Annotated in this window: 22 protein-coding genes; 12 read left to right on the top strand and 10 right to left on the bottom strand. The window is 62.8% G+C overall.

What is annotated here, in order from left to right; all coding sequences use genetic code 11:
* The first annotated feature begins 11 nt into the window (after positions 1–11).
* The 4 genes from DEIDE_RS02100 to DEIDE_RS02085 all read left to right on the top strand — a co-directional run bounded on the left by DEIDE_RS02100 (position 12) and on the right by DEIDE_RS02085 (position 4203).
* Complete coding sequence (locus DEIDE_RS02100; protein WP_012692313.1) at positions 12–656, top strand: SGNH/GDSL hydrolase family protein; 645 nt, start codon at positions 12–14, stop codon at positions 654–656.
* Between the two features lie 326 nt (positions 657–982).
* The gene (locus DEIDE_RS02095; RefSeq protein WP_012692312.1) at positions 983–1756 is read left to right on the top strand and encodes a cupin domain-containing protein; all 774 of its coding nucleotides are present in this window, start codon (positions 983–985) and stop codon (positions 1754–1756) included.
* A gap of 346 nt (positions 1757–2102) precedes the next feature.
* Entirely contained in the window at positions 2103–2855 is a 753-nt protein-coding gene (locus DEIDE_RS02090) for a S1 family peptidase (RefSeq protein ID WP_012692311.1), read from the top strand.
* A 208-nt stretch (positions 2856–3063) separates the two neighbouring features.
* A complete protein-coding gene (locus tag DEIDE_RS02085; protein ID WP_012692310.1) occupies positions 3064–4203 on the top strand; it encodes an MFS transporter in 1140 nt (379 codons plus the stop codon).
* A gap of 35 nt (positions 4204–4238) precedes the next feature.
* Here the strand turns inward: DEIDE_RS02085 and DEIDE_RS02080 are convergent, their stop codons facing one another.
* Positions 4239–6119: a tetratricopeptide repeat protein gene (locus DEIDE_RS02080; RefSeq protein WP_012692309.1), complete on the bottom strand. Its 1881-nt coding sequence runs from the start codon at positions 6117–6119 to the stop codon at positions 4239–4241.
* A 393-nt stretch (positions 6120–6512) separates the two neighbouring features.
* Here DEIDE_RS02080 and DEIDE_RS02075 point away from each other — a divergent pair, with 393 nt between their 5' ends.
* Both DEIDE_RS02075 and DEIDE_RS02070 read left to right on the top strand, forming a co-directional pair.
* On the top strand, positions 6513–7640 hold the full coding sequence (locus tag DEIDE_RS02075) for a M42 family metallopeptidase (protein ID WP_162485377.1): 1128 nt from the start codon (positions 6513–6515) through the stop codon (positions 7638–7640).
* Positions 7641–7817: 177 nt separating this feature from the next.
* On the top strand, positions 7818–8837 hold the full coding sequence (locus tag DEIDE_RS02070) for an aldo/keto reductase (protein WP_012692307.1): 1020 nt from the start codon (positions 7818–7820) through the stop codon (positions 8835–8837).
* 129 nt (positions 8838–8966) lie between these two features.
* Here DEIDE_RS02070 and rsgA read toward each other — a convergent pair whose 3' ends face one another.
* Positions 8967–9959 (bottom strand): ribosome small subunit-dependent GTPase A, encoded by a 993-nt coding sequence (gene rsgA, locus DEIDE_RS02065; RefSeq protein ID WP_012692306.1) that lies wholly within the window; start codon positions 9957–9959, stop codon positions 8967–8969.
* 555 nt (positions 9960–10514) lie between these two features.
* On the opposite strand from rsgA, the gene DEIDE_RS02060 reads away from it, so the two are divergent.
* From DEIDE_RS02060 to DEIDE_RS02040, 5 genes are all read left to right on the top strand, one after another.
* Entirely contained in the window at positions 10515–10922 is a 408-nt protein-coding gene (locus DEIDE_RS02060; protein ID WP_012692305.1) for a GntR family transcriptional regulator, read from the top strand.
* On the top strand, positions 10919–11818 hold the full coding sequence (locus DEIDE_RS02055; RefSeq protein ID WP_012692304.1) for an ABC transporter ATP-binding protein: 900 nt from the start codon (positions 10919–10921) through the stop codon (positions 11816–11818). The genes DEIDE_RS02060 and DEIDE_RS02055 overlap by 4 nt, the downstream gene beginning before the upstream one ends.
* Positions 11815–12615: a hypothetical protein gene (locus tag DEIDE_RS02050; protein ID WP_012692303.1), complete on the top strand. Its 801-nt coding sequence runs from the start codon at positions 11815–11817 to the stop codon at positions 12613–12615. Before DEIDE_RS02055 ends, DEIDE_RS02050 begins: the two co-directional genes overlap by 4 nt.
* Positions 12616–13371: 756 nt before the next feature.
* The gene (locus DEIDE_RS02045) at positions 13372–13671 is read left to right on the top strand and encodes a hypothetical protein (RefSeq protein WP_012692302.1); all 300 of its coding nucleotides are present in this window, start codon (positions 13372–13374) and stop codon (positions 13669–13671) included.
* 145 nt (positions 13672–13816) lie between these two features.
* Complete coding sequence (locus DEIDE_RS02040; RefSeq protein ID WP_012692301.1) at positions 13817–14992, top strand: acetyl-CoA C-acyltransferase; 1176 nt, start codon at positions 13817–13819, stop codon at positions 14990–14992.
* A 106-nt stretch (positions 14993–15098) separates the two neighbouring features.
* On the opposite strand, the gene DEIDE_RS02035 is transcribed toward DEIDE_RS02040, so the two are convergent.
* The 3 genes from DEIDE_RS02035 to DEIDE_RS02025 are packed head-to-tail and all read right to left on the bottom strand — an operon-like array spanning position 15099 to position 17495.
* Positions 15099–16142: a zinc-dependent alcohol dehydrogenase family protein gene (locus DEIDE_RS02035; RefSeq protein WP_012692300.1), complete on the bottom strand. Its 1044-nt coding sequence runs from the start codon at positions 16140–16142 to the stop codon at positions 15099–15101.
* Between the two features lie 44 nt (positions 16143–16186).
* A complete protein-coding gene (locus tag DEIDE_RS02030; RefSeq protein ID WP_162485376.1) occupies positions 16187–16447 on the bottom strand; it encodes a hypothetical protein in 261 nt (86 codons plus the stop codon).
* Between the two features lie 22 nt (positions 16448–16469).
* On the bottom strand, positions 16470–17495 hold the full coding sequence (locus DEIDE_RS02025) for an ATP-grasp domain-containing protein (protein WP_012692299.1): 1026 nt from the start codon (positions 17493–17495) through the stop codon (positions 16470–16472).
* Between the two features lie 148 nt (positions 17496–17643).
* Between DEIDE_RS02025 and DEIDE_RS02020 the strand changes: the two genes are divergently transcribed.
* Positions 17644–18366: a phosphatase PAP2 family protein gene (locus DEIDE_RS02020; RefSeq protein ID WP_041227337.1), complete on the top strand. Its 723-nt coding sequence runs from the start codon at positions 17644–17646 to the stop codon at positions 18364–18366.
* Between the two features lie 375 nt (positions 18367–18741).
* Here DEIDE_RS02020 and DEIDE_RS02015 read toward each other — a convergent pair whose 3' ends face one another.
* From DEIDE_RS02015 to DEIDE_RS01995, 5 genes are all read right to left on the bottom strand, one after another.
* Positions 18742–19122 (bottom strand): hypothetical protein, encoded by a 381-nt coding sequence (locus DEIDE_RS02015; RefSeq protein ID WP_162485375.1) that lies wholly within the window; start codon positions 19120–19122, stop codon positions 18742–18744.
* A gap of 123 nt (positions 19123–19245) precedes the next feature.
* On the bottom strand, positions 19246–19569 hold the full coding sequence (locus tag DEIDE_RS02010; RefSeq protein WP_242402939.1) for a hypothetical protein: 324 nt from the start codon (positions 19567–19569) through the stop codon (positions 19246–19248).
* A gap of 103 nt (positions 19570–19672) precedes the next feature.
* A complete protein-coding gene (locus tag DEIDE_RS02005) occupies positions 19673–19867 on the bottom strand; it encodes a hypothetical protein (protein ID WP_041226992.1) in 195 nt (64 codons plus the stop codon).
* A 447-nt stretch (positions 19868–20314) separates the two neighbouring features.
* Positions 20315–22603, bottom strand: coding sequence for a LuxR C-terminal-related transcriptional regulator (locus tag DEIDE_RS02000; protein ID WP_012692295.1), 2289 nt, complete (start codon positions 22601–22603; stop codon positions 20315–20317).
* Positions 22604–22797: 194 nt separating this feature from the next.
* Positions 22798–23052 carry a hypothetical protein gene (locus tag DEIDE_RS01995; protein ID WP_041226991.1) on the bottom strand — a complete coding sequence of 85 codons (255 nt, stop codon included), beginning with the start codon at positions 23050–23052 and terminating at the stop codon, positions 22798–22800.
* Positions 23053–23617: the final 565 nt, after the last annotated feature.

Below are 23617 nucleotides of genomic sequence, written 5' to 3'. Positions count from 1 at the left end.
CTGGAGGCCACATGTTGTTTAAAGCACATCAGACTGTGTTGATGATCGGGGACAGCATTACCGATGCCGGGCGCACCCAGGGCACAGGGGAATGGGGGCAGGGCTACGTGAGGATGGTCCGTGCCCTGCTTCTGGCCAGCTGTCCGGAGCTCAATCTGAAGGTGATCAACCGTGGTGTCAGTGGGGACTCTGTACGCGACCTCAGCGCCCGCTGGGAGCAGGACGTGACGGCCCACCAGCCTGACTGGGTCAGCATCAAGATTGGCGTCAACGATGTCTGGCGGGCCTTTGCTGGTCAGCCTGACCTGGCGGTGCCGCCAGAGGAATATCAGGAGCGGCTCTCCGGGCTGCTGGACCGCACCATTCAGGCAGGGGGGCAGCCGCTGCTGATGACGCCGTTTCTGGTTGAACCCAACCGTGCCGAGTCCATGCGCCAGAGGGTCGAGCACTACGCAGGGTTGATGACGGCCCTGGGACGTGAGCGGCAGATTCCGGTGGTGGAGTTGCAGCCCGCGTTCGATGCGGCGGCCGAGGTTACTCATCCCGGTATGTGGGCACCCGACCGGGTTCACCCCTCAGACGCCGGACATGGCCTGATTGCCCTACAGTTTCTGCGTAAAGTCGGAGCTCCGATTCTGAGTGGTTCAGCCGACTAGTGCGCCTTAAATTTTTTCCATTTCTTAATCCCTGTTTACAAAACATTTATTTGCCGCCCTCATCAAAATGGGACCATAACTCATCACGGGAGCAGAGAAGACATCCTGACGGCACGGTCACTGGCAGGGGATGTTGGAGCCAATAGTGAGACCGGCCCGTGCGGACCTTCTTCCCTGACCTCCAGGGTCCATAAGAGGTAAAGCACATGGGTATCGCCCCAGCCTGAGAAGGGTGCGTTTCTGATGGCGGGGCTCCGGACGGCGGCTTGTGGCTCGCCCTGATTGATCTGCGCGACGCGGCCAAGGTGCCGTGTCCGGAGGAAGCTATGAAAAGCGTCCCTGTGATTCTTGGAGTCGTGGTCAGCGTTTCCCTGGTGGCCTGTATGCCAGCTGTCTCCACGACCCACGCCCCCGACATGCATAGCACCGCCATGACGCTCCGCCCCGTAGTCAGCCATCAGACCTCCGTGGACGCGGTCAATGTTCCAGCGGAGTTTGACGTCGTGCAGACAGTCACGGAGTTTGCGCCTGGGGCTTTTTCCACCGTACATACCCATGGCGGACACGGCTATATGACGGTGCTGAGTGGAGAAATTACATTCCGCCTCGCAGGTGGACAGGAGCGCAAGGCCAAAGCGGGAGAAACGATTCTGGAAAATCCAGGGGAGATGGGTCAGGCAGGCAATAGCGGAACAACTCCGGCGCGCTATGTCATCACGTTCCTGTTGCCCAAGGGCGCGGCCCTGACCACCCAGCAGGATCCGAACGCGCCGACTCCAGCTGGACAGAAGACCATTGCCCGCAACACCTTTACGCCAACCCGTCCCACAGGTGCATTCAGCGTGGTGCAGTTCATGATGAATTTTGCTCCGGGCGCCGCCACACCAGTACATACCCACGGGGGCGAGGGCTACGTGACTGTACTGGAAGGTGAAATCACCTTCAGAGCAGGAGGCACAGAACGAACCTACAAGGCTGGCGAAACCTTCACTGAACGGGTCAACGAGGTTGTGCAGGCCAGAAATGTTGGTCAGGTTCCCGCATCGGTGGTGGTGACCTACCTGCTTCCCAAAGGAGCAACGCTGACCACCAACCAGTAAGCCGCGCGGCTGAAGGGGCCTGGCGCCGGAAACAGGAAAACAGGAAGAACAGAGCAATCACCTGGCGTTCTTCCAGTGGCGCCCCCGTGGACCATCATCCTTCCGGACATCATGCCTCCAGCTCCATGATTTGGAGCCCCAGTCAGTTCCGTCATGACACTCACGGCAGAACTGATTGGGGACCTCCTGAGCACTTGCCGCGAGCAAACGCCTGCCTCTGGATACTGCCCCTGCGGCCCAGGCTTACAGACTGCGTCCCGGAGAGCTTGAGTTACACTTGGGCCCTCTCGCCAGTCAAGCTGCCTGCCCGCAAGTGGTCACAGGCCTGTCCCCGGAGGACTCTCTGATGCATTTCCCCCTCAAGACTGCCGCCGCCCTGAGTTCCATGCTGTTTGCGTCTGCCCTGGCCATCACCTACGGTCAGCCCGACGGCAACAGGCACCCTTTTGTGGGCGCCCTTGTCGGCGAGTTCGGCGCTCAGACCTATCCTTACTGCTCAGGCACGCTGATTTCTACAACTGTATTTCTTACGGCGGCTCACTGCGACCTGGGCCAGGCGCGGGTCACGGTCATGTTTGACAGTAAATACAGCAGGCAGACGAAACTGCATACCGGGACCCTCCACGCCCACCCGCAATATGGCGCGGCCCAGAATGACCCTCACGACATTGCGGTAGTGGTCTTCGACAAGCCCGTCACTGGCCTGACCCCCGCCCGCCTGCCCACCCGGGGCCAGTTTGACCGCCTGTCACCGGATCAGCAGTTCACCAGCGTGGGCTACGGAGGCCAGGAAGCGGTCAATCAACCCGGCGGACCGGTCAACGGATATCTCGACACCCGTGAATATTCATTCGGCACCCTGAATGCGGTCAACCCGGCGTGGCTGCGCATCTCGCAGAATCCGGCGACGGGCAACGGCGGCACCTGCTACGGTGACTCTGGTGGGCCGAACTTCCTGGGCGCCGGGGCGAGTGAGACGAATCTGGTCGCCGGGACGACCATCACCGGGGACGCGCTGTGCAAAAGCACCAATGTGACTTACCGGCTGGATACGGACTCGGCCCGGAACTTCCTGGAGCGATTCGTGGCCCTGCCCTGAAGGCCCTTCTTCGCATAACCACCGACTCACCAGCCGGCACATGGAGTTCCCATGTGCCGGCTTTCCTGACATCGGTCAGGTGGGCGCCTCTTTACCGGAGAGCAGGCCACCGTCCTGAGACGCCCCAGGCCCTGGATAAAGCTCAGATGATCGCCCGTTCTAGCCTGCTGCACACTTCACGCCGACACGGCGCGTAGCTTGAAGCCGCATGGCATTCTCCGGCAGGGAAATTCCTCTTCACGTTGTTGGCGCTGTCGCCTTTGCTGTTCAGGGGATGTATATCTCCCTGTATGGCCCGATATATCCGCGACTTCTGGAACACTTCGACCTGACCCAGGCGCAGGTCGGCTGGATTGCCGGGGTCAGTTTCCTGGGTTCCAGCAGTGCCATGCTGGGCGCCACCTGGCTGATGGGGTACTTCGGCGTACGCCGGATGCTGTCCATCTCACTGCTGCATGTGGGGATAGGTGCGGTCGGCGTCGGCTTCTCTCCTGGCTGGACTCTGGCGCTTCTGTCTGCCCTGGTCGCTGGCCTGGGCATCGGCGGCGTCAGCAGCGCCATCAACGTTTCGCTGGCCAGTCTTCCCGAGCGCTCTGCTCCCGTGCTGAATATGGTCAATGCCATGTTCGGGCTGGGATGTGTCCTTGGGCCACTCCTGGTGGCGGCACTGTCCAGCGGCACCACCCGCTGGCCTTTCGTCGTGGTCGGCCTGCTGGCCTTTGTGGTGCTGGTCTGTGCCCGTGGGTTACCCCGGACGGCACCAACCACGGCGCCCCGGGATACAGTTCCACGGGCAAAACGCGGCATTACGCTGTTTACGCTGCTGCTGTTCCTGTACGTGATGACTGAGGTCGGTGCAGCAAGCTGGATGACCACTCACCTGGCGCCGCAGCTGGGCGCCCGGAACGCTGCCGCCCTGGTCAGCGGATTCTGGCTGGCCTTTATGCTGGGCCGCTTTGCCGGCGCGCCGCTGACTGCGAAGTTTCCCCCACAGGTGCTGGTTCCGGCCGCCGCTGTACTGGCCATCGGCGCCGCTGCACTCACCTCCCTGCCCGACCTGCGCGTGGCCGCCTACATGCTTCTGGGCCTCGTTCTGGCACCGGTTTTCCCCACCACTGTCGCCTGGTACGGCCAGCATCTCACCCCCCGGCGGCTCCCGATTGCCATGACGGGCGGAACGATGGGCGCAGTGGCGATCCAGCCACTGATGGGGCTGGCTGTCAGTTCCTCCAGCGTATCGGCAATTCCTGTGGTTCTGCTGGTCCTGGCAGGCTGTGTGCTGGCGGTGTCGATCTGGATCAGGATGTTTCAGGGTGCTCGGGGCGCGCCTCAAGCCGGCGCCCGGTAGCTCTGGTCACTGCGCACCGAACAGACAGGCAGCCTTCAGGCCGGCAGCGTGAAGGTAAAAGTGGCGCCTTCGTTGCCCTGTGACGTGGCCGACACCTCACCTCCGTGCCGGATCACTATTCGCTGCACCGTGGCCAGCCCGACCCCGGTACCTTCAAATTCGTCCTGGCGGTGCAGGCGCTGAAATACCCCGAACAGTTTGTCGGCGTACTGGGGATCGAATCCGACCCCGTTATCGCGAACGTGAACCGCCCAGACCGCACCCTGACGTTCCGCCCAGACCTCGACCACGCTCTCGTCCCGGGGCCTCGAATACTTCAGCGCGTTGGAGAGCAGGTTGATCATCACCTGCCTCAGCAGTGCGAAGTCGCCCTGCACCACCGGCAGGCTTCCGATCTGCCAGCACACGCGCTGATCCTGCACCTGCGCAGCCAGTTCAGCCTGAAGCGACCCGACCAGTTGCCCCAGATCTACCTGGGTCAGCTGCAGTGGCTCCTGTGACTGACGAGCAAAGTTCAGCATGGCGTCAATCAGATTGTTCAAGCGGTCGGTGGAGTCCTCAATGACATTCAGATACCGCCCGGACTTGGGGTGCGCGTCCGTGTCCATCACGCTGCGCAGCAGCCCGACAAAACCCTTGATATGCCGGACTGGCGCGCGCAGATCGTGCGAGATGGTATAGCTGAACGCATCGAGTTCCTCATTTGCTCGCCGCAGCTGCTCGTTGAGCTGACGCTGGGCTTCGTTCGATGCCCGTGTTCTGGCCAGATCGTATTGAATCTGCAGCGCCTGGGTCCGGTGGTCCTGAGCTTCATTGAACAGCTCCCTTTCCACGGCACGCGCCTGCTCAAGGTGCTCCAGTGCAAGCCTGAACTCCCCCGCCTCCCGGTGAAACCGGGCCAGCAGATCATGGGCCTCCAGCAGTTCTGCGCGCAGATTCTTGTCCTGGGACAGCCTCAGGGACTGCTCAAGCATCTCGCGGCGGCCCTCTGGCTGCAACGACGCGTGATGCATCAGCAGCTTCACCTCGGCCAGCGGGTGCCGCGCAGAAGGAGCCAGGCGCAGCCCTTCCTCATAGCACTGCCGGGCCAGTTCCGGAGCTCCCAGCGCCTGATGGGTCTGCCCCAGACTGTCCAGGGCCAGCAGTTCGGTCTGACGGTCTCCGATCTGGCGGGCCAGTGTCAGGGACTCTTCCAGGAGCGGCATGGCCTGTTCATGACGGTCAGACTGTCTCAGCGTCTCGGCCATGTTGTGGATATACGCCGCCGTTAATCCATGCGCTCCGAGCGACCGGGCGCGTTCCAACGCCTGCTCATGATGCTCCAGTGCGCTGGCGTGCTGTCCCAGCTGCCGGTAGTGGGTCGCGATGTTGTTCAGGGTCGATGGAACGTGAAGATCGTGCTCGTCGTAGGTCTTTAACGCTTCGAGCAGATATTCCAGTCCGGACGCATAATCGCCCAGCTCGTTGGCAATAATGCCCAGGTTATTGAGACACGAGGCCAGACAGGTGCGGTTGCCCGTTTCACGGCTGAGCGCGGCCGACGCCTGCAGGAGCTCAGACGCCGCAACGTACTGCCCCTGCACCCCGTGGATATTGCCCAGCAGCCGCAGGCACCAGGCCTCGTGGTGCTGGTCGGCACGCCTGCGAAAATCCTGCAGGGCTTCACTCGCGTGAGCCTGGGCACTGTCAAACTTCGACAGTCGCCATTCCAACGTCGCCAGTTGCAGCAGAACACGCGCGGGGCTGCTCTGATCCTCCTGCTGCCGCGCCAGGGTCAGGGCCTCGCACAACACCAGCAGCGCACTGGCCCAGTCCTGCTGCTCAAGCTGCGATGCCCGCGCCAGCAGAGCCTCAACCTGACCGGCCCCAGAGCTGGGGGCCTGATCATCCTGGGGGCTGGAGGGAAAATTGGTCATGTCGAGTGTGGCCTGAATTCGAAGCTAACACAGCCTCTGCTTCGCAATTCTTACTTAAGGTAGTACTGGACTGCATAAACAGTTTCCCGGCCTCTGAGCGCCGGTCCAGCGAATCCGAGCCGCCCCGCGAAGGCTCTCCGGTCGAAACACGCTGCATGAAGCGCGGGGCATATCCACTGAATCTTCTGCCTGCGGCTTCAGCTTCACAGCACGTTCCTTTTGGTGCCTGCGGACAATCGGCTGCCCGGAAGGCTCCGCAGTCTGATGTGGCATAAAGGCACTTTCCCGACACCCGCCCTGCGTGCGACCCTTCTGTACGTCCAGGCCATTGATAAACATTACCGGGCGCACGGCACCGAGCAAACGGACCGTCAGGACTTCTATCCTGTCGTTATGCCAGAAAACCACAACCACCCGGGCGCAGAAGCAGGCCACGGTGATTCGCCCGCCCTTGCGCATCTGCGTCACCTTGTCCGGCTCACCGGACCCAGCGGCAGTGAGGAGGACGTTATCCGGGCCGTCCACCATGCCGCTGCCGCGCTGGCCGATCACACGGAGGTGGACGCCTTCGGGAATGTCATTGCCATCCGGCGCGCCGCCAGCGAGGGAGCACGCCGGGTGATTGTCGCGGCACACATGGACGAGGTCGGCTTCCGGGTCAGGCAGATCACCCCCACCGGGTTTCTGCGGCTGGAAAAAGTAGGCGGCACCGATGACCGCATCCTGCCTGCACAGCGCGTCTGGGTGCGCACGCAGCAGGGCCGGCTGATGGGCGTGATCGGCACAAAAAGTGCCCACCTGCTGACTGACACCGACCGGCAACGGATCGTGCCCGCACCCGAACTGTATGTGGATATTGGCGCGCGCAATGCGGACGAAGCCATCGGCATGGGGGTTCATCTGGGAGATCCGGTCGGATTCGTGGGGGTGTTGACCGAACTGGGTCAGAACACCGGCCGTTACACAGCCCACGCGGTAGATGACCGGGCCGGCTGCGCCGTGATGCTGGCCCTGCTGGAACGGTACCAGGACAGCCCTCCGCCGGTCACGGTCATCTTTGCCTTCACGGTGCAGGAGGAGGTCGGGCTGCGCGGCGCTCAGGCGGTGGCCAGCGCCTACAAGGCCGACGTGGCCCTGGCTCTGGACATGACGGCCGCCGACGATACGCCTGAGCTGGGGACCTGCCACCTTCAGCTGGGAGCCGGGCCGGCCGTGAAGGTGATGGACTTCTCGACCATGGCGCATCCGGCAGTGCGGCGCGGCCTCATCGCTGCTGCGGACGCGGGCGGGATCGCTGTACAGCACGAACTGCTGCGCGGCATTGGCACCGACGCCGGGGCCCTGCAGTACGGAAGCCAGGGCATACCGACCGGCGCGGTATCGGTGGCCAACCGCTATACCCACAGCCCCGTAGAGGTGGTGGACGAACGCGACCTCAGCGGCGCCCTGGAGTTGCTGGACCACTTTATCCAGCGTCTGCCGGACCTGGATCTGCGCTTCGTGGCGCTGAGTGACACCTGAGGTCAGTATCGTTTGCCCTGAAAGGGGTCCTGGCGCGCAGGCGTCACATCCAGGGCCCCACCGTTTCTGACGACTTTTCATAGCTTAACGAGCCGACCCGCTGGAACCCGTATCCGTCCTGAGGCGCCGTCTCCGGCACCCTGATACCGACCAAACCCCCACCTGGAGGCACCAGACATGACCCCCTACCGCAGACTTGGCCGCAGCGGCCTGCACCTTTTCCCCATTGGCCTGGGCACCATGCAGTTCGGCTGGAGTGCCGACGAACAGACGTCCTTTGACATCATGGACGCCTACGCCGAGGCCGGCGGCAACTTCCTGGACACCGCCGACATCTACAGCAACTGGACCCCGGACAACCCTGGAGGCGTGTCCGAGGAGATCATGGGCCGCTGGATGAAAGCCCGCGGCAACCGCGACCAGATGGTCGTGGCGACCAAGGTCCGGGGACCGATGGGCCCGCGCGGTAGCGAAGGGCGCGGCACCATTCACCAGCGCGAAGGGCTGTCCCGGCGCTGGATTCTGAAGGCCTGCGAGGACAGCCTGCGCCGCATGCAGGTCGATCACATTGACCTGTATCAGGCGCACTGGGTGGACAACCAGACGCCCATCGAGGAAACGCTCGAAGCCTTCACCGAGTTGGTGAAGCGCGGTTATGTTCGCTACATCGGCTGCTCGAACTACAGCGCGTGGCGCCTGATGCAGGCCCTGTGGACCAGTGACCGCCGCGGTCTGGAAAGCTATGTCAGCATCCAGCCGGAGTACAGCCTGCTCTCCCCCACCCGCGCGAACTTCGAGCGCGAGCAGCAGCGCGTGGCCGCGGAGTACGGCCTGGGTGTGGTGCCCTGGAGCCCGCTGGGCGGGGGAATGCTGACCGGCAAGTACCGGCGCGGCCAACCGCTGCCCGACAGCGTACGTGCCAGCGAGAATGCCGCGCGGCGATTCAGCGACCAGAACTTCGACACCGTCGAGACGCTGGTTTCGGTTGCCGAGCGGCACCAGGCTCACCCGGCGCAGGTCTCGCTGGCGTGGCTGCTCACGCAGCCGGCGGTGACCGCGCCGATTATCGGGGCCAACAGCGTCAAGCAGCTTCAGGAACTGCTGGGCACAGTGGACCTGCAGCTGACCGAGGATGACCTGAACGAAATCTCCCGGGTCAGCGACTGGGAGCGGGCAAGGACCGAGCGGGAAATTTAACGCAGCAGAGAAAGCGGGCGGTGGCTTATGCTCCACCGCCCGCTTTTCTTTCTACTCAAACCGGCTTACGGTGACGCGGCACGCCCATGAACACCTCTGTGGTCATTGTCGCTGCGTTTTTGTTTTGCCTCAGCGCTTTTTCGGGCGGCGTACCGGCTGACCCTGGGCCTCGTGGTAGGCCGCCAGAACCTGTGCGTCCAGTTGCCCTTTCTGGACGGCGCGCTGAACGGCACACCCGGGTTCGGTCATGTGGGTGCATTTGCGGAAGCGGCACTTGGTCGCCAGTTCCTCGATCACCTCAAAGTTCACGCTGCGGGAGTCGGCGTCCCAGACTGCGATATCCCGCAGGCCAGGGTTGTCGATCAGCAGTCCCCCGCCGGGCACCCGGTAAAGGGTCCGGCCCGTCGTGGTGTGCCGGCCCTGCTGATCGGTCTCACGCACGCTGCCGGTGGCCGCGACCTCCTGGCCCAGGAGCCGGTTGGTCAGGGTGGATTTGCCCACGCCGGACGAACCGATCAGGGCCACGGTCCGGCCGGGTGTGAAGTAAGGCTGGATACTGTCGAGCCCGCCATGCTGAGCTGCCGAGATCTGATGCGCCGGTAGATCGGGCCCAAGGCGTCTGACCTGTTCCAGATACCAGGCGGCGTCCTGCACAAGGTCTGATTTGTTGAGCAGCACGACCGGCTCGGCGCCGCTGACCTGCACTGCGGCTACATATCGGCCCAGGCGCGGCAGGTCAAAATCCTGATCCGGCGTCGTGACGATAAACACGACGTCCACGTTGGCTGCAATGATCTGCTCGGCTGTGCCGCCATGCACCGCGCGGGCGAACGTGGTGCGCCGGGGAAGCACCTGCTGAATGCGTAAAGCCTGCGCCTCTGCCAGACGCTGCGCAATGACCCAATCGCCGATCACCGGCACCTGCTGCCCCGGTGCTTCCTGACGCAGCGTTCCGGCCAGCAGGGCGTCCTCCAGGCCCTGCGCTGTCCAGATCTGATAGGACGCCCGCCCGACGCTGGCAATCCGTCCGGGCTCAGCCTGCACAGACTCATCCTGCAAAAACGGCTCGGCGGCCTCAGCAAAGAAATCGGACCAGCCCAGGTCCTGGAGAGCGCCCGTCATCTGAGCTTCGCCCGCCTCTGGGACCGGTCAGTCACGGCAAGGGTGTGGTACACGTCATCAGTCATACGCCCAGGGTAGACCCTTCCTCTCAGGTTGTGGGCCAGCCTTTCCTTGCGAGATTCGGTGGTCGCATCACCAGGACTGACGATCACAGGACAAATCGGGCGGGCAGACCGCTACATGCAAAAATCCTGATAAATAGCGATAAAAAACCGTCCAGCACAGTAAAATCGAAAAGTAAAACTTGAACAGAATGCTTGGCATCAACCCTGTATCTTTCGGCATCTCAGTCGAAGGAGGTCATCGCTTGAGTAAACCTGATCACAGTTCCAACCCCCTGACCACCGGGGTTCAGCTCTAACCAAAAGTGTCTTCCCACGGCCTCGCCAGGCGACGGCACGTGAACAGAACGCGAATCGGAATATCCCGGTTCGCGTTTTTTGTTTTTGATTCGGGGAAATCCTCTCTTCCGGTCACCTCTGTGCCCTGACTGAAGCACACGGGCTCAACAGATGGGCCAAGTCCATCGCTCCATTCTTGTATTGTCTTATTGATATGCGACAAGAGGCCGAAAGTCTGGAGCTTCTGATCAAGCTGGACCTGCACAGTGGTGTCCCGCTGTATCTGCAGCTTTCCGAGAGCCTGAAGCGGGCCATCGACCTGGGTCAGCTTAAGCCGGGGGATACGCTTCCGCCGGTTCGTGCGCTGGCTTCCCGGCTGCGAATTGCGCCCAACACCATCGTGCGGGCCTACGCCTCCCTGCAGGACGCCGGCATGATCGAGAGCCGCGCGGGAGCAGGCACCACCATCACCGCCCGTTCGCACGCGCCTCCAGCCCAGCAGGAAGCGCTGATACGCGAGTTCCAGCTGATCACCACCCGCCTGCTTCATGCCGGGATTACCCCTGCCACTCTGCACACGCTGCTGCAGGAGCTCACCACGTCCACGGAGGTCACCTCATGATGCCCGTCGTCCTACAGGCCCAGGACCTGCGCACCCGGCGCGGGAAACACACCATCCTCAACGACTGCTCCATGCAGGTGGTTCAGGGAAGCATCTATGCGCTGCTGGGTCCTAACGGTACCGGCAAAAGTACTCTGCTACGCGCCTTCCTGGGCCTGGAACCCGTGGAGACCGGACGAATGACTGTTCTGGGTATTGATCCCAGTGTCAGCCCCGGGCGGGTCAAAGAGCAGGTGGCGCTGGTACCGACCGGCGGGACCCTGCTGCCCACGCACGACGCGCAGATGCACTTTCAGGTGGGGGCCCGCCTGCACCCGGAATGGAACGCTGCACTTGCCCTGGAAACCGCTGCCCTGTTCGGGGTGCCGCTGCGATGCGCTGCCCGGCACCTGTCCACCGGCCAGCGCATCGGTCTGGCGCTGGCCTACGCGTTTGCCAGCCAGCCCAGACTGCTCGTTCTGGACGAACCCACCAACGGCCTGGACCCGGTTCACCGTCAGGCTTTGCTGTCCCGGCTCGCGGAATACGCGGCGGACGGCGGCACAGTCATCCTGACCTCCCACGTCCTGGCCGAGGTGGAAGGCATTGCGGATCACGTGGGGTTCATGCACTCGGGCCGGGTGGTTCTGGAAGGTGAGATGGACGCACTGCGCGACCAGTACAAGACAGTGCAGGCCATCTACCAGGAGGACGTACCAGCGTCAGTGGCCGGGTGGCTTCAGGCCCACCACACCCCTGAGCACGTTCAGGTCGACGGGCCGGTCGTGCAGATTCACGCCAGCGGCAATGTCGACGAAATGATCCGGGTGCTGATGAGCGCCCAGCCGCTGGACCTGCAGGTGCGGCCCCGGCCGCTCGATCGGCTTTACGCCTCAGTGATCGGAGGACAGGCATGATCTGGTTTGAATGGACCGCGCGGCGCCACACATGGATCACGCTGTTTCTGGTGACTGTCGCCGTGAGCCTGGCCTACGCCTTGACTGCCACTCCCTTTGACAACATGTATGGTCTGGCCGACCGCAACCGTGACCTGAACGGCGTGCGCGTGCCGTTCTACTCAGCGCTGCACTGGAATGTGCTTGAGTTCGCCCTGATGATGTTCGCCGCGTGGTTCGGTGCCACAGCGCGCGAGAATGCCGCCTTTCTGAACCTGCAACCCCTGTCGAGAGTGCAGATCGTTGGGGGACGGCTGCTGTTCGGTCTGCAGATCCTGGCTGGACTGGTGCTGCTTTCCCTGCTCCTTCAGGGGCTGCTCATGCCGCTGCCCGCCACCTGGATGGACCGCGAACTGCTCTGGTCACACCTGGCCACCGACAGCCTCCTGATCTATCTGGAAGCGGCGCTGGTGTTCGGCCTGGCCACCCTGCTGTCGGCCTTCGTGCCGGTCGCGGTGGCAAGCCTTGGAGCACTGACCCCCGTGCTCGCCGATGTTCTGCTGCGGTCCTCCAGCGAAGGTGGGGGTGGGCTCTGGACTGCCAGCAGCTTTTACATCTATTCCGCTTCAGACCTGGTAGCCAAGGGAGCAACGCCGTGGCCGTCGTTCATTCAGACCGTAAAACCGCAGCAGACGTCCCTGACCGGTGAGACTCCCTTCCTGGTCCTGATGTCAGCGGCTGCCGTCGGTCTGGTTCTGATGGGTGCTCTGTGGGCCTGGAAACGGCGGAACGCTCCGGGCTGGACCAGCCAAACCTGAGCTTCAGGCTGTCAATAAGACCGCGCCTTTCTGGTGGAGGCGCGGTCCTGTTTGATCCCATCAAGACCGCCTGAGGCCTGCCCATCAAATCCGTGCCACAGGTCAAGGCCGGAAACAGGCAGAGAGAAGATTGAACCCTTCGACTCCGGGTCTATGCGCTACGCCAGTTCCACATGGACATGAACCGCAACTGCCGGGTCGTCTAGGTGCAGTTTCCGCAGGCTGGGCACACGCAGCGCCACTGCTCCAACCACCAGCAGTGTGACGATCCCACCCAGCCACCCCAGGGCCAGCGGGTCACGTGTGAGCTGGTAGGCCTGATACCCGATGGGGCCACCGCCAGCATGCGGCTGGCCAGCAAAGACCCCACTCCAGTCGGCAGAGGCGTGCGGAATTCAGGGAAGCGTAAGGATCAGTTCGTGCCATCAACAGAGGGCTCCGGCCTGCCTCCGTATGCCGCGCACACCGTACAGGTAGGGTGCTCCGGCAGGCCGAACAGGGGTTGGGCAGGACTGGGGAGCCTCCTCTATAGGACTGCGCGGTGATTGTGTCCAGCTAATGCCTCCGTGGTCCTCTTAACCACCTGGGGTGCCCAGCGCGCTTTACCTGACGTTTTTCCGCTTCCTCTCCTCCCTCCGCGAGTGAGGGCCATTTCTTTTCTCGGGCCACGGTCCGGAGAGGAAATAACCCGGCTTAATGACGCTCGCGTTCAATTCAGCTGCACTCTGATTACCCTGAGCCGGAACGGAGGAAAACATGACGGATGAACAGACCGGCCCCCGCGTTGACCAGCCCGACCCAATGTCATCAGACACCCGGGGAAGCACACCGGAGGTCGTGGAAGCGGTAGACGAAAGCGGAGCCAGCAGCGGTGGCGGTGTCCTGGGCGGGACGGCCAGTCACGCAAGCCTGCATGACGTGGCTGATGAACAGGCTGACCACCCCACACCTGCCCTTGACGCCGATGGTGACGGCGAACTGGCGGCCCGACTGGTCGATGCTGACGGTGACGGCACTGCCGACGACGCGGTGATCAACGCACCGGACACACCGTAACTCCCGCCTTTATCCTGAGAGCTGTGCACCTCCAGAAGTAAGAAGCTCAGACCGGAGCTATCTCGCGCCGTTCCATGCCGGGAGGCTGGGGTACCGGTCTGAGCGCTTATTCCCGGACTTATTCCAGACATAAAGGAGTTCCCTCATGCGTGAAGCAGTCATTGTGTCTACCGCCCGCACCCCCATTGGCAAGGCCTACCGAGGGGCCTTCAATGCCACACCTTCCCCTACACTCGCTGCCCACGCCATCCGGGCGGCGGTTGAACGAGCCGGCGTGCAGCCCGCCGAGATCGACGATTGCGTGATCGGTGCGGCGCTTCAGCAGGGCGTGCAGACCACGATCGGCCGCAATGCGGCGCTGCGTGCCGGTCTGGGTGTCGGCGTGGCCGGCATGTCGATTGACCGGCAGTGCGCTAGCGGATTGATGTCGATTGCTACCGCCGCCAAGCAGGTCATCGTGGACCGGATGGACGTCTGTGTTGCTGGCGGCGTCGAGTCCATCTCGCTGGTGCAGACTCCGGAAATGCGGGTCGGCCCGGACCCGGAACTGCTGTCCATGCATAACGGGGTGTACATGCCCATGATCGACACGGCCGAGGTGGTCGGCCAGCGTTACGGCATCAGCCGGCAACGCTGCGACGAATACGCCCTTCGTTCGCAGCAGCGTACCGCCCAGGCGCAGGCCGAGGGCCGGTTTGACGACGAGATCATTCCGGTGACGACCCGCATGGCCGTGCAGAACAAGGAAACCGGCGAAGTGACGATGAAGGACGTCACGATCAGCCGTGACGAGGGCAACCGTCCGGACACCACGCTTGAAGGGCTGCAGTCCCTCAAGCCTGTTCGAGGCGAGGACAACCAGATCACCGCCGGCAATGCCAGTCAGCTGTCCGATGGTGCCGCGGCCTGCGTGGTCATGGAGGCGGAGATGGCCCAGAGCCGCGGGCTGAAGCCGCTGGGCCGGTACATGGGCATGGCTGTGGCCGGAACCGAGCCCGATGAGATGGGCATCGGTCCGGTCTTCGCGGTGCCCAAGCTGCTTGGCCGTTTCGGGCTTACCGTCGAGGACATCGGCCTGTGGGAGCTCAACGAAGCTTTTGCCGTGCAGGTGCTGTACTGCCAGGACCGGCTGGAAATTCCGGATGACCGGCTCAACGTAAACGGCGGCGCCATTTCCATCGGTCATCCGTACGGCATGAGCGGAGCCCGTCTGGTGGGACACGCGTTGCTGGAGGGCAGGCGCCGGGGCGTGAAGTACGTCGTGGCGACCATGTGTGTCGGCGGCGGTATGGGCGCCGCAGGACTGTTCGAAGTGCTGTAATCCGGGTACGGAGGAAAAAAGGGTCCGGCTGGCGATCAATCGCCAGCTGGATTTGTCAGGGCGTCAGAACGGCGAAAGTCCTTCCAGGCCCGCCGGACAGCCTTCCTTACACGAACCGGTCGATTACGGTCACGCCGCGTTCCACGAAACGGTCCATATTTACCAGCACGTCGATAGACTGCTCCAGCGTGACCCGCTGCCCAAGCAGCTGATCCGGCCTGAGGGCGCCTCGGCTGATCATGGCAAGCATCTCCGGATAGGCATGGGCAGCCATACCATGACTGCCGTACAGTTCCAGTTCGCGCGCGATCACCCGGTCCATCGGAATGGCGGGGCGGCTCTGCTCGGCCAGCAGCAGACCCACCTGCACGTGACGTCCACGTGTCCTGAGGTTCGCAACAGAGTTCGCGCAGGTCTCCGGGTGCCCCAGGGCGTCCAGGGACACGTGCACACCACCACCTGTCAGGTCCCGGACCGCTCCGGCGACATCCGGGGTCGCGCGGCTGTTGATCAGAAGGTCTGCTCCCAGCTGCCCGGCAAACCGGAGTTTTTCCTCATCGATATCCACCGCCACCACCCCGGCACCCAGGGCCTTGGCAATCATGATGGCCGACAGGCCGACCCCGCCGCAGCCGTGGACCGCCACCCATTCACCAGCCCGGACGCGCCCCTGATGAACCACAGCCCGGAAGGACGTAGCAAAGCGGCATCCCAGACTCGCAGCCGTCACGAAATCCAGATCATCCGGCAGGGCCACGAGGTTCTGCTCGGCCTGGTGGAGCGCCACATACTCGGCGAACGAGCCCCAGTGGGTAAAACCAGGCTGAAACTGGCGGTCACACACCTGCTGGTTCCCAGACTGACATTCGTGGCAACGCCCGCAGCCGGAAACGAACGGGACGGTGACCCGGTCGCCGACCTTCCATCTGCGGATGTTTTTGCCGACAGCCACGACCGTTCCGGCCAGCTCGTGTCCCGGAACATGCGGAAGGGTGATGTCCGGGTCGTGCCCCACCCATCCATGCCAGTCGCTGCGGCACACGCCTGTGGCGCCCACCTGGACCACCACGCCATCTTCAGGAGGCGTGGGATCAGAAACCGTGACGAGCTCAGGGCGAACATTGAACGCATGAACCATGACAGCCTTCATGCAGCAACTGTAGCGGGCGTCCGGGAATCACCCGTCACACAGGTTTATGCGAAAGCAGCGTCCAGAGCCTCCTGGTGTTCGAACCTCAGCTGATGCTGGAGGCGGCCTACGGCGCCTCCCATCCGGGCTCGCAACGCCTCCTCGGTGTCACCTGCGATGATCAGGTGCCCCATCGAATCCCCACTGTAGGCACGTTCCCAGCCTTCCTCACCGGCCGTCACGCGAAGTTCCGCCGCCCGGACGCCCTCCAGGTCGCCGAAGTCCGGCACGGCCACGCACAGTCCCGGCTGCGGCGCAATCAGCATCCAGCCACACAGCGCCTCCGGTTCACTGGCCTGAAGAAGGTCCCGCACCTGCGCGGCGTTCTGGGCGCCGGTCTGAATCAGGAATTGCAGCTGGTTGAGGTCCGGGCCACCCGAGCTGCGGAGGGTCTCGTTGATCCGTCCGCCTCCGGTGCGGCAGGCGATCTCGCACAGGGACAGTTCTCTGTCCGGGGCAACAAATACTTCGGCATGGAAAGTGTGGCCGTGTGGCAGTTCCAGAGCGTGACACACCGAGCGGGCGTAGGCGTTCAGGGAGGCAAACAGGGGGTTTCCTGGGCTGAGCATGCGGCCCAACCACCTCACCGTGTGCGAAAACACCGATCTCCAGCCCGGACGTCAGGTACTTGCTGGGCCAGCTCCAGAGGATCTCACCTTCCACGCACAGACCGTCCACGTGATACAGCTCGCCGGGGTGGAAGGTTTCCACACAGAGGTCCGGGACATACTCCGCGAAAGGAACTCGGGGTGCGAATCCTGTTTCAAGGAACGCAGTCAGGGCCGCTGGGTCGGAGATCTTACGCCCGAAGACCGACCCGGAACTGGTGCGTGGTTTGACATACACCGGCAGGCCGTGCTGCGCGACAAAGTCCAGCAGGACCAGCGGATGCTCCAGCGGTGCACCGGCGTGCACCGGAATGCCCAGGTCAGTGAAGCGGGCGCGCGTCAGCGACTTGTCGCGGAACCCGGCCGCATTGTCCACACCTTGTCCCGGGAGGCCCCAACGCTCACGCAGGTGCGCGGCGCGCAGGATGTCATCCTCGCCGAATACCACGATGTGCGTGAAGGGCCGCTGCTGGTGCAGACGCTCCAGGTCGGCGTAAACGTTGCCATTGTTCAGGTAGTTGGAGTACGCCCTCACGAAACCGAAAGCCGGGTGGGCGTGCAGCTCAGCCAGAACGTCATCACTCACGCTCTCCCGGTCCACCACCAGACTGAACGACCCTGCCACGACATCCGGACCGGCCCACTCCAGGAACGGGAATTCGGCGGGGTTGTGCAGGGTAAGCAGAAGGATGTGCTGATTGGTCACACTGCAGACCTTACGGGACTGCCGGGCGTTGCACACGCCGGAATGCCAGCTGTTCGGCCAGCATCAGGCCACCGAGGCCCACAGTCCCAGGGTGGCGGGAACGACGGGTGCCTGCAATCAGCCTGCTGCGCCATGTACGCTCCTGAACATGTTGGTTCATCTGCGGCGCCTGCGACTGTTCCTGAAGGGATACGGACGGTCCCTGCTGAAGCTCTTCTTCGGGCTGCTTTTTCCCCTCGTTGTTTTTGTCGCTATTGCCGTTGATGTCTATGAGAAGGATCCGTTCACGTTCGAGGAGCCCCTCATGCTGAGCATTCATGCCTTCAGCTCTGAGCCCCTTGACCGTCTGGCCGCCGCACTTTCCGCGTTTGGAAATACACCCGGAATGTTACCCCTTACGGTCTTGCTGGCCGGATGTCTGTATGTCCTGCAGCCCAGGGCAACGTACTTTCTCCTCCTTTCCCTGGCAGGCTCGGTGGTATTTCATGCGGTCCTCAAAAAGGCTTTTGACCGTCCCCGACCGACCTACTGGACACCGATCGCGCCAGAGGCCGACTTTTCATTTCCCAGTGGCCATGCGATGTTTGCCACCTCACTTGTTCTGGCGCTGATTCTGCTGAGCTGGCCAACCCGCTGGCGTCCGCTAATGATGGGCCTGGGCGTCACATATGTCCTGGTCATGATGTGGTCGCGGGTGTACAGCGGGGTGCATTATCCGACCGATGTCCTGGCAGGAACGCTGGTGGCATTGGTCTGGGTGGGCATGCTGGACCGCCTTCTTCAGGGTCACCGCCTGTTAAAGCGCCCGCAGCTGGTCATGCTGGATGATCCAGCCCGGATGGACGGAGAGAAGCAGCCTGAACAGGCTTAAAAGCAGAAAATCCGCAGCAAAGCGGATTTTCTCAATGGTCTAGCCGAAGGAATCCAGATTCCTGACCCTCCGATTTGTGGTTGCGCCATACACGAACTCATTTCCCTAAAATCGACGTTTTCCAGGCTGGCATGGCCATTTCCCGCTCCCCGCCATTGGCATAGCACACCATTCGAATCGGGGTTTCCCGTGCTCCGTGTCCGCCGGGCGGACGCTGCTGGCCTTGCTCCCGAGCCGCACCACTGACACTGGCGGGCATACTTGTTGATCCAACGGCCTTTAGCAGCATGTCATTCACTACCCTTTGCCCAGCCACCCGATGCTGGAGAACTACGGAGGGAGCCCGCGGTACCGCGGGCTCCCTCCATGGCCCCCTCAGCGGGGGCGAATATCCAGGCTGACCGTGACCTCTGTAGGATCAAGCGTGTCGTCCTTCATTCCCAGCTTCAGGGTGTACTGATCGGCGTACTGCACTTCCAGCATCTTCCGGGCCAGGTCTTTGACGCCAGGGGCTACCTTGTGGCGCGTCACCACGAACTCATGTGTTCCTGCCTCGACGGTCTTGGGGAACACCATGTGGTTGTCTGGGGAAATTTCCGAATACAGCAGGTTACCGTTGACGTACACGTCCACCATGCCGCTGGCGCCGGAATCATTATGGAAGAACAAGTGCGACGTTGCTGACCCCTGAGGAGAGAGGGAGGCGACGAACAGGGTGGCGATCAGCGTAGCTTTCAGAGATTTGCGGTTTTGCATGGCCATGATCCTCATGTGTGGTGGCCCGAGACCAGAAGGAATAAGGGCAAACAATTTTTGAATATCGGGTGTCATCAAAACCATTTGAATCAGGGGCACCTCCGGATGCCGAGCATGGACAGGTCAGGGCGTGGCGATCAGTTCATTCAACGAAATCAGGCCGTCTTGCTCACTCACGTGGAACGCGTTGCCCACGGCGTTCTGACCTGAGAAAGCCAGAGCTGTCCGCTTCGCCGTCGAGTTGTACCAACGGGCGGCGAGCGTCCCATCATTCAGCTGCTGAGTCCGTACGGCCCCGTATCCCACCCCGCCCAACATCGTGTTGAGCTTCTGCAAGCGCTCCTGGCATTCTGCGAATGTCAACTGCGTCCCGGCCATTTCCGCCATCTGCGCACTTATCGGGACGTCCTGCCTGGCCAGCACACTTCCCAGCAGAAAGGTGACCATCAGCAGCAGGCGAGCGGAGCGTGATCCCTGTGTCGTCATAGGCATAGCACTTCCTCCTGTGCAGGCATCGCCTGCATCTCGTGTTCGGGCGGCAGACGTCCTGTCAGTGACGGACAGTCGGAACTGACGGCCGGTGGAGCCGCTGCCATACACGCTGCATCACAGCGCTCCACCATCCCTGGCGCACCCCGTTCCGGTCCTTGTTCAGCTGGAGCACAGCGTCTGCAGCAGCCTCACGGTGATAGCGGTGCAGTTTATCCAGGCCACCATTCAGGGTCGGGTCGAACTCGGGGCGCATACAACACTCCTTGTGCAGGCGAGACGGCGGGATGCGGTGAGAGCTGACATCAGGCCGGCCGGGAACTCCGACGTGGCTTGATGCCTTACGTTAAAAGTCGTTCAGGCTTCTCAGCATCGGGAAAACTTGGGGGGTGGCCGCCAGTGACCCTGGTGAAAATTAGGGGGGTCACTTCCGAAGCGCTCCAGAACGCCAGAAAACACGTCGAATGACGTGCCAATATGCCCGAGCTCCCGAACGGCAGTCCTACTCATGGCAGCGGTGCATACACAAAGACTCAACGTGCCCCTCTCTGGCCGCAGCGATCAGGTGTCAACCGGACGCTGCCTGCCGGGCACGGCATAGGGCAGCGTCATAGACGCCAGCTGAGACCCCGTAAGCATGCCGGGAAGTCGGGTGTACCTGATGGCGGCGCAGCACAGAAAGGAGGGACGTCTCCGGACCTGCTCAGGACGAGGAGGAGGACTCAGCCAGCCCGTTTCTGAGGGCCCAGCGGGCAAGCTCCACCCGGTTATGGACCCCGAGTTTGCTCAGCATGCTCGAAACGTGTTTGCTCACGGTTGCCGCACTGATGTTGAGCTGCTGCGCGATCCGCTTGTCTGAAATGCCCTGGGCAAGCAGCCTGAGCACGTCCTGCTCCCGTCCAGTCAAGGGGGTGACTCTGGTCTCTGCGTATGTGGTCTGGACCGCGTTCTCCAGCATCGCGGCGACGTCCGGTACCAGGTCCTCCAGCCGTAAGGCGCTTCCTTCCTGGCGGCACACCTCGTACCGTTCACCCATGGCGGTTCGCAACGCGGTGTCCAGCCTTCTCACATGCGGAGCGAAACACACGTCCCAGGGCTCCCCGGTGCTGGCCCGCATCGCCTCGCTGCACCCGACCATCCGGGCCGCCAGGCTCAGCTGTCCGGCATCCCGCGCGTGGAAAGCCATCTGATGCAGCAGCACATACCTCAGCAGCGCATTCGGCACCTTGAGCATGTGCTGCCAGGCCACCTGAGCAAGCGGCAGCGCCGTGTCCTGCTGGCCCTGAAGGTAGGCCACCCAGCTTCGCAACCCCAGCGCAAAGGCAGCGCCCTCTCCACCGCCGTATTCCTCACTCAGGGCCTGCGCACGCTCAAAGCACCGGGAGGCTTCAGGCAACTGCCCCAGGCGGAGATGCACCACGCCCATGTTGTTCACGGCCGTGCGCAGGGCCAGTGGTTCGCCGAGCTGCTCGTACAGGGCCTGCACGCGCACGAACAGCTTCAGGGCCTCGAGATGGTCGCCTGCCCGGGAAGTCACCGAGGCGAGAATAAGCAGAACGTCAGCCTCACCAGACGCGTTCCCCAGCCTGCGGTACAGCTCACCCGCGTTCCCCAGCGCCTGCCGGGCCTGATCGAGCTGCTGGAGGCTCATGCTGGTCTGACCCAGGGCGCACAACGCGTCTGCCAGCAGCGCGGGTTCGTCTGCCGCGTCCGTCATGGTGACGATCTGACGCAACCAGCCATGGTGCTTCTGCGTCGCCTCATGCCCCCAGTAGGGTCCCAACGCCCTGACAAGCCGCAGGGCCTGCGCGGTGCGGCCCGCTTCCACGAACCATTTCAGGGCCGCATTCAGGTTTGCGTCGTCCGGGGCAAGGCGCGAGAAACATTCCGGGGCAAGGTGCTCTCCACGCCGCTTCGCCTGCTCTGCCAGCGCGAGGTAATACCGTGCGTGCCGCTCGCGCAGGCCTTCAGCTTCATTCAGGGTGCCGAACAGATCTGCGGCGTACTCGCGAACCGGTTCCAGCAGGCGCCATCGGGGCTGCGGGCCCTCGGCGGGCTGAACGAGGCTGTGCTCGACCAGTCCGATCAAGGCCTGACGCGCCGACGCCTTTTCCGTCACAGCTTCCAGGGCCGGCAGGGTGAATCCGCCGATAAAGGCCCCACACACCGCGAACACCTCGCGCTGCTCTGGGGTCAACAGGTCCACACTCCAGCCGATAGTGCTGCTGAGCGAGTGTCCATGGTGGGGGCCGTCACGCGGGCCGTCTGAGAGCACCTCCAGGGGCCGCTCCAGCCACTCGAGCAACCCCTGCGGGGTGACGGCGCGCAGCCGTGCGGCGGCCAGTTCCAGCGCCAGCGGAATGCCTTCGAGCAATTCGCAGATGCGCCTTACTGCAGGCTCGTTGATGGTTGTCAGCTGGAAAAGCGGATCGACCGTCTGCGCGCACGCAACGAACAGCCGAACTGCCGGACTCGCCAGCCCAGGTTCCCTGAGTGCGGGCAAGGGCAGCGGGCCGACCGGCAACTCCTGTTCTCCACGGACATGCAGCGCGGTGCGGCTGGTCACCAGAATCCGCAGGTTCGGAGCTCCGGCAGTCAGGGCAGCCACATCGGAGGCCGCCGGGGCAAGATGTTCAAAATTGTCGAGCACCACGAGGACACTCTGCGGTCCCAGCTGGGCGATCAGGTCCGCACGGTCGCCAGCCGGGACTCCGAGAGCCTGGGCGACAGCCGGCACCACCTCCGACGGCTCCCGCAGCTCTGCCAGGTTGACCCACACGGCTCCCCGCTCGAATTCCGGGCTCAGGCGGTAGGCGAGGTCCAGAGCCAGGCGGGTCTTGCCGATGCCTCCAGGGCCGCGCAGGGTGAGCAGCCGGATCCGGCGGTCACTCAGGATGCGGCTGGCGGTGAGCAGGATGTCCTCCCGGCCCAGCAGAGGGTTCGGGCGGGGAGGCAGACGACTGGTGGCCTGCGGGGAGCGCGGGGCGTTCATACCGTGCCCTCAGCCGGGTCAGAGGAACCCCGGCGGCTCTCACGCCCGGCGGAGGCTTCCAAAAGTGCCTTGCTGTCCACGTTGCCATGGGGAGATTTTTGTTTCAGGTTCCAGGGAGGGTGCATATGGCTCCTCCAGGAGTGGCCGGTCTCTGGCACCGGCCAAAGGAACTGCACTGACAGCCGAAGGAATGCTCAGGACCGGACAGGGCGGGCACACCCTGATGGCCGTGATACGACCAGCCTGCGGTGAATCGAGCCGGTGTCCTGCGGATGAAGCAGCCAGCGGACACCGGTCTCCAGCGCTCCGAGATTGTCCGTGTCCCACGGGCCGGTGTAGAACACTTCCGCCATGATGAACTCCCCGTACACCTGCTTGATGGGGTACCCCTCCGACCGCAGCGTTTCATCGAGCGCCGCAAAAGCCCGGCCTATGTACTCGTATAGCACTAAACGTTTCTATGCCAATAAGTACCTTCCTATTGAACACTGGATTTACTTTTTAGGAACCAGTTGCTACTGAGGACGGTTTGACATTTGAATTGAGCAACAATGCATCACACTCGTGGCTTACACTCGTACCTTCGGAAGGGCCGACCACAGCATGATCCACAGTGGCATACGGCCTGATGTTCTGCGAAATGGACGCCGCCCTCAGGCCATAACTGTGATGAGCGGAAAGTCAGCCGTATGAAGGGCAAGTAAAACACCGCAGCCAGAAAACAGGCTTCCTAGATGACCCGGACGCTCACCTGCCCCTCAGCGCCAGATTCCAAACTAGTCGTAGCGTGAGCTGATGGCGGTAGATGCGGACGGTGCCGCATGGCGAACACTTCAGACCGCTCATCTGTCATTGAATACCCATCATGCTCAGAAATCTACAACTGTTACGGCAAAAACGTTGACATAAGCAGTATCAATCGCATATTATTGGAGTCCTGCGCGGTTCGGCTCCGCTGCACAAGTCAACGGATTCCCCTTGCGATGCACGTCTTCGCAAGCTCAAATGTCCGCC

It is taken from the genome of Deinococcus deserti VCD115, assembly GCF_000020685.1.
Taxonomy (GTDB): Bacteria; Deinococcota; Deinococci; order Deinococcales; family Deinococcaceae; genus Deinococcus; species Deinococcus deserti.
Note: the sequence above shows the minus strand (reverse complement) of the source record. Positions and strands in the feature narration are given on the sequence as shown.

Excerpts from the sequence above, each read along its gene's own strand:
- DEIDE_RS02035 (WP_012692300.1), bottom strand. The coding sequence starts at position 16,142 with ATGAAGGCTGTCATGGTTCATGCGTTCAATGTTCGCCCTGAGCTCGTC.
- DEIDE_RS02050 (WP_012692303.1), top strand. The coding sequence starts at position 11,815 with ATGATCTGGTTTGAATGGACCGCGCGGCGCCACACATGGATCACGCTG.
- DEIDE_RS02030 (WP_162485376.1), bottom strand. The coding sequence starts at position 16,447 with ATGCTGATTGCGCCGCAGCCGGGACTGTGCGTGGCCGTGCCGGACTTC.
- DEIDE_RS02000 (WP_012692295.1), bottom strand. The coding sequence starts at position 22,603 with ATGAACGCCCCGCGCTCCCCGCAGGCCACCAGTCGTCTGCCTCCCCGC.
- DEIDE_RS02005 (WP_041226992.1), bottom strand. The coding sequence starts at position 19,867 with ATGCGCCCCGAGTTCGACCCGACCCTGAATGGTGGCCTGGATAAACTG.
- DEIDE_RS02095 (WP_012692312.1), top strand. The coding sequence starts at position 983 with ATGAAAAGCGTCCCTGTGATTCTTGGAGTCGTGGTCAGCGTTTCCCTG.
- DEIDE_RS02045 (WP_012692302.1), top strand. The coding sequence starts at position 13,372 with ATGACGGATGAACAGACCGGCCCCCGCGTTGACCAGCCCGACCCAATG.
- DEIDE_RS02100 (WP_012692313.1), top strand. The coding sequence starts at position 12 with ATGTTGTTTAAAGCACATCAGACTGTGTTGATGATCGGGGACAGCATT.
- DEIDE_RS02060 (WP_012692305.1), top strand. The coding sequence starts at position 10,515 with ATGCGACAAGAGGCCGAAAGTCTGGAGCTTCTGATCAAGCTGGACCTG.
- DEIDE_RS02090 (WP_012692311.1), top strand. The coding sequence starts at position 2,103 with ATGCATTTCCCCCTCAAGACTGCCGCCGCCCTGAGTTCCATGCTGTTT.
- DEIDE_RS02010 (WP_242402939.1), bottom strand. The coding sequence starts at position 19,569 with ATGGTCACCTTTCTGCTGGGAAGTGTGCTGGCCAGGCAGGACGTCCCG.
- DEIDE_RS02080 (WP_012692309.1), bottom strand. The coding sequence starts at position 6,119 with ATGACCAATTTTCCCTCCAGCCCCCAGGATGATCAGGCCCCCAGCTCT.
- DEIDE_RS02075 (WP_162485377.1), top strand. The coding sequence starts at position 6,513 with ATGCCAGAAAACCACAACCACCCGGGCGCAGAAGCAGGCCACGGTGAT.
- DEIDE_RS02040 (WP_012692301.1), top strand. The coding sequence starts at position 13,817 with ATGCGTGAAGCAGTCATTGTGTCTACCGCCCGCACCCCCATTGGCAAG.
- DEIDE_RS02085 (WP_012692310.1), top strand. The coding sequence starts at position 3,064 with ATGGCATTCTCCGGCAGGGAAATTCCTCTTCACGTTGTTGGCGCTGTC.
- rsgA (WP_012692306.1), bottom strand. The coding sequence starts at position 9,959 with ATGACGGGCGCTCTCCAGGACCTGGGCTGGTCCGATTTCTTTGCTGAG.
- DEIDE_RS02070 (WP_012692307.1), top strand. The coding sequence starts at position 7,818 with ATGACCCCCTACCGCAGACTTGGCCGCAGCGGCCTGCACCTTTTCCCC.
- DEIDE_RS02020 (WP_041227337.1), top strand. The coding sequence starts at position 17,644 with ATGTTGGTTCATCTGCGGCGCCTGCGACTGTTCCTGAAGGGATACGGA.
- DEIDE_RS02015 (WP_162485375.1), bottom strand. The coding sequence starts at position 19,122 with ATGCAAAACCGCAAATCTCTGAAAGCTACGCTGATCGCCACCCTGTTC.
- DEIDE_RS02055 (WP_012692304.1), top strand. The coding sequence starts at position 10,919 with ATGATGCCCGTCGTCCTACAGGCCCAGGACCTGCGCACCCGGCGCGGG.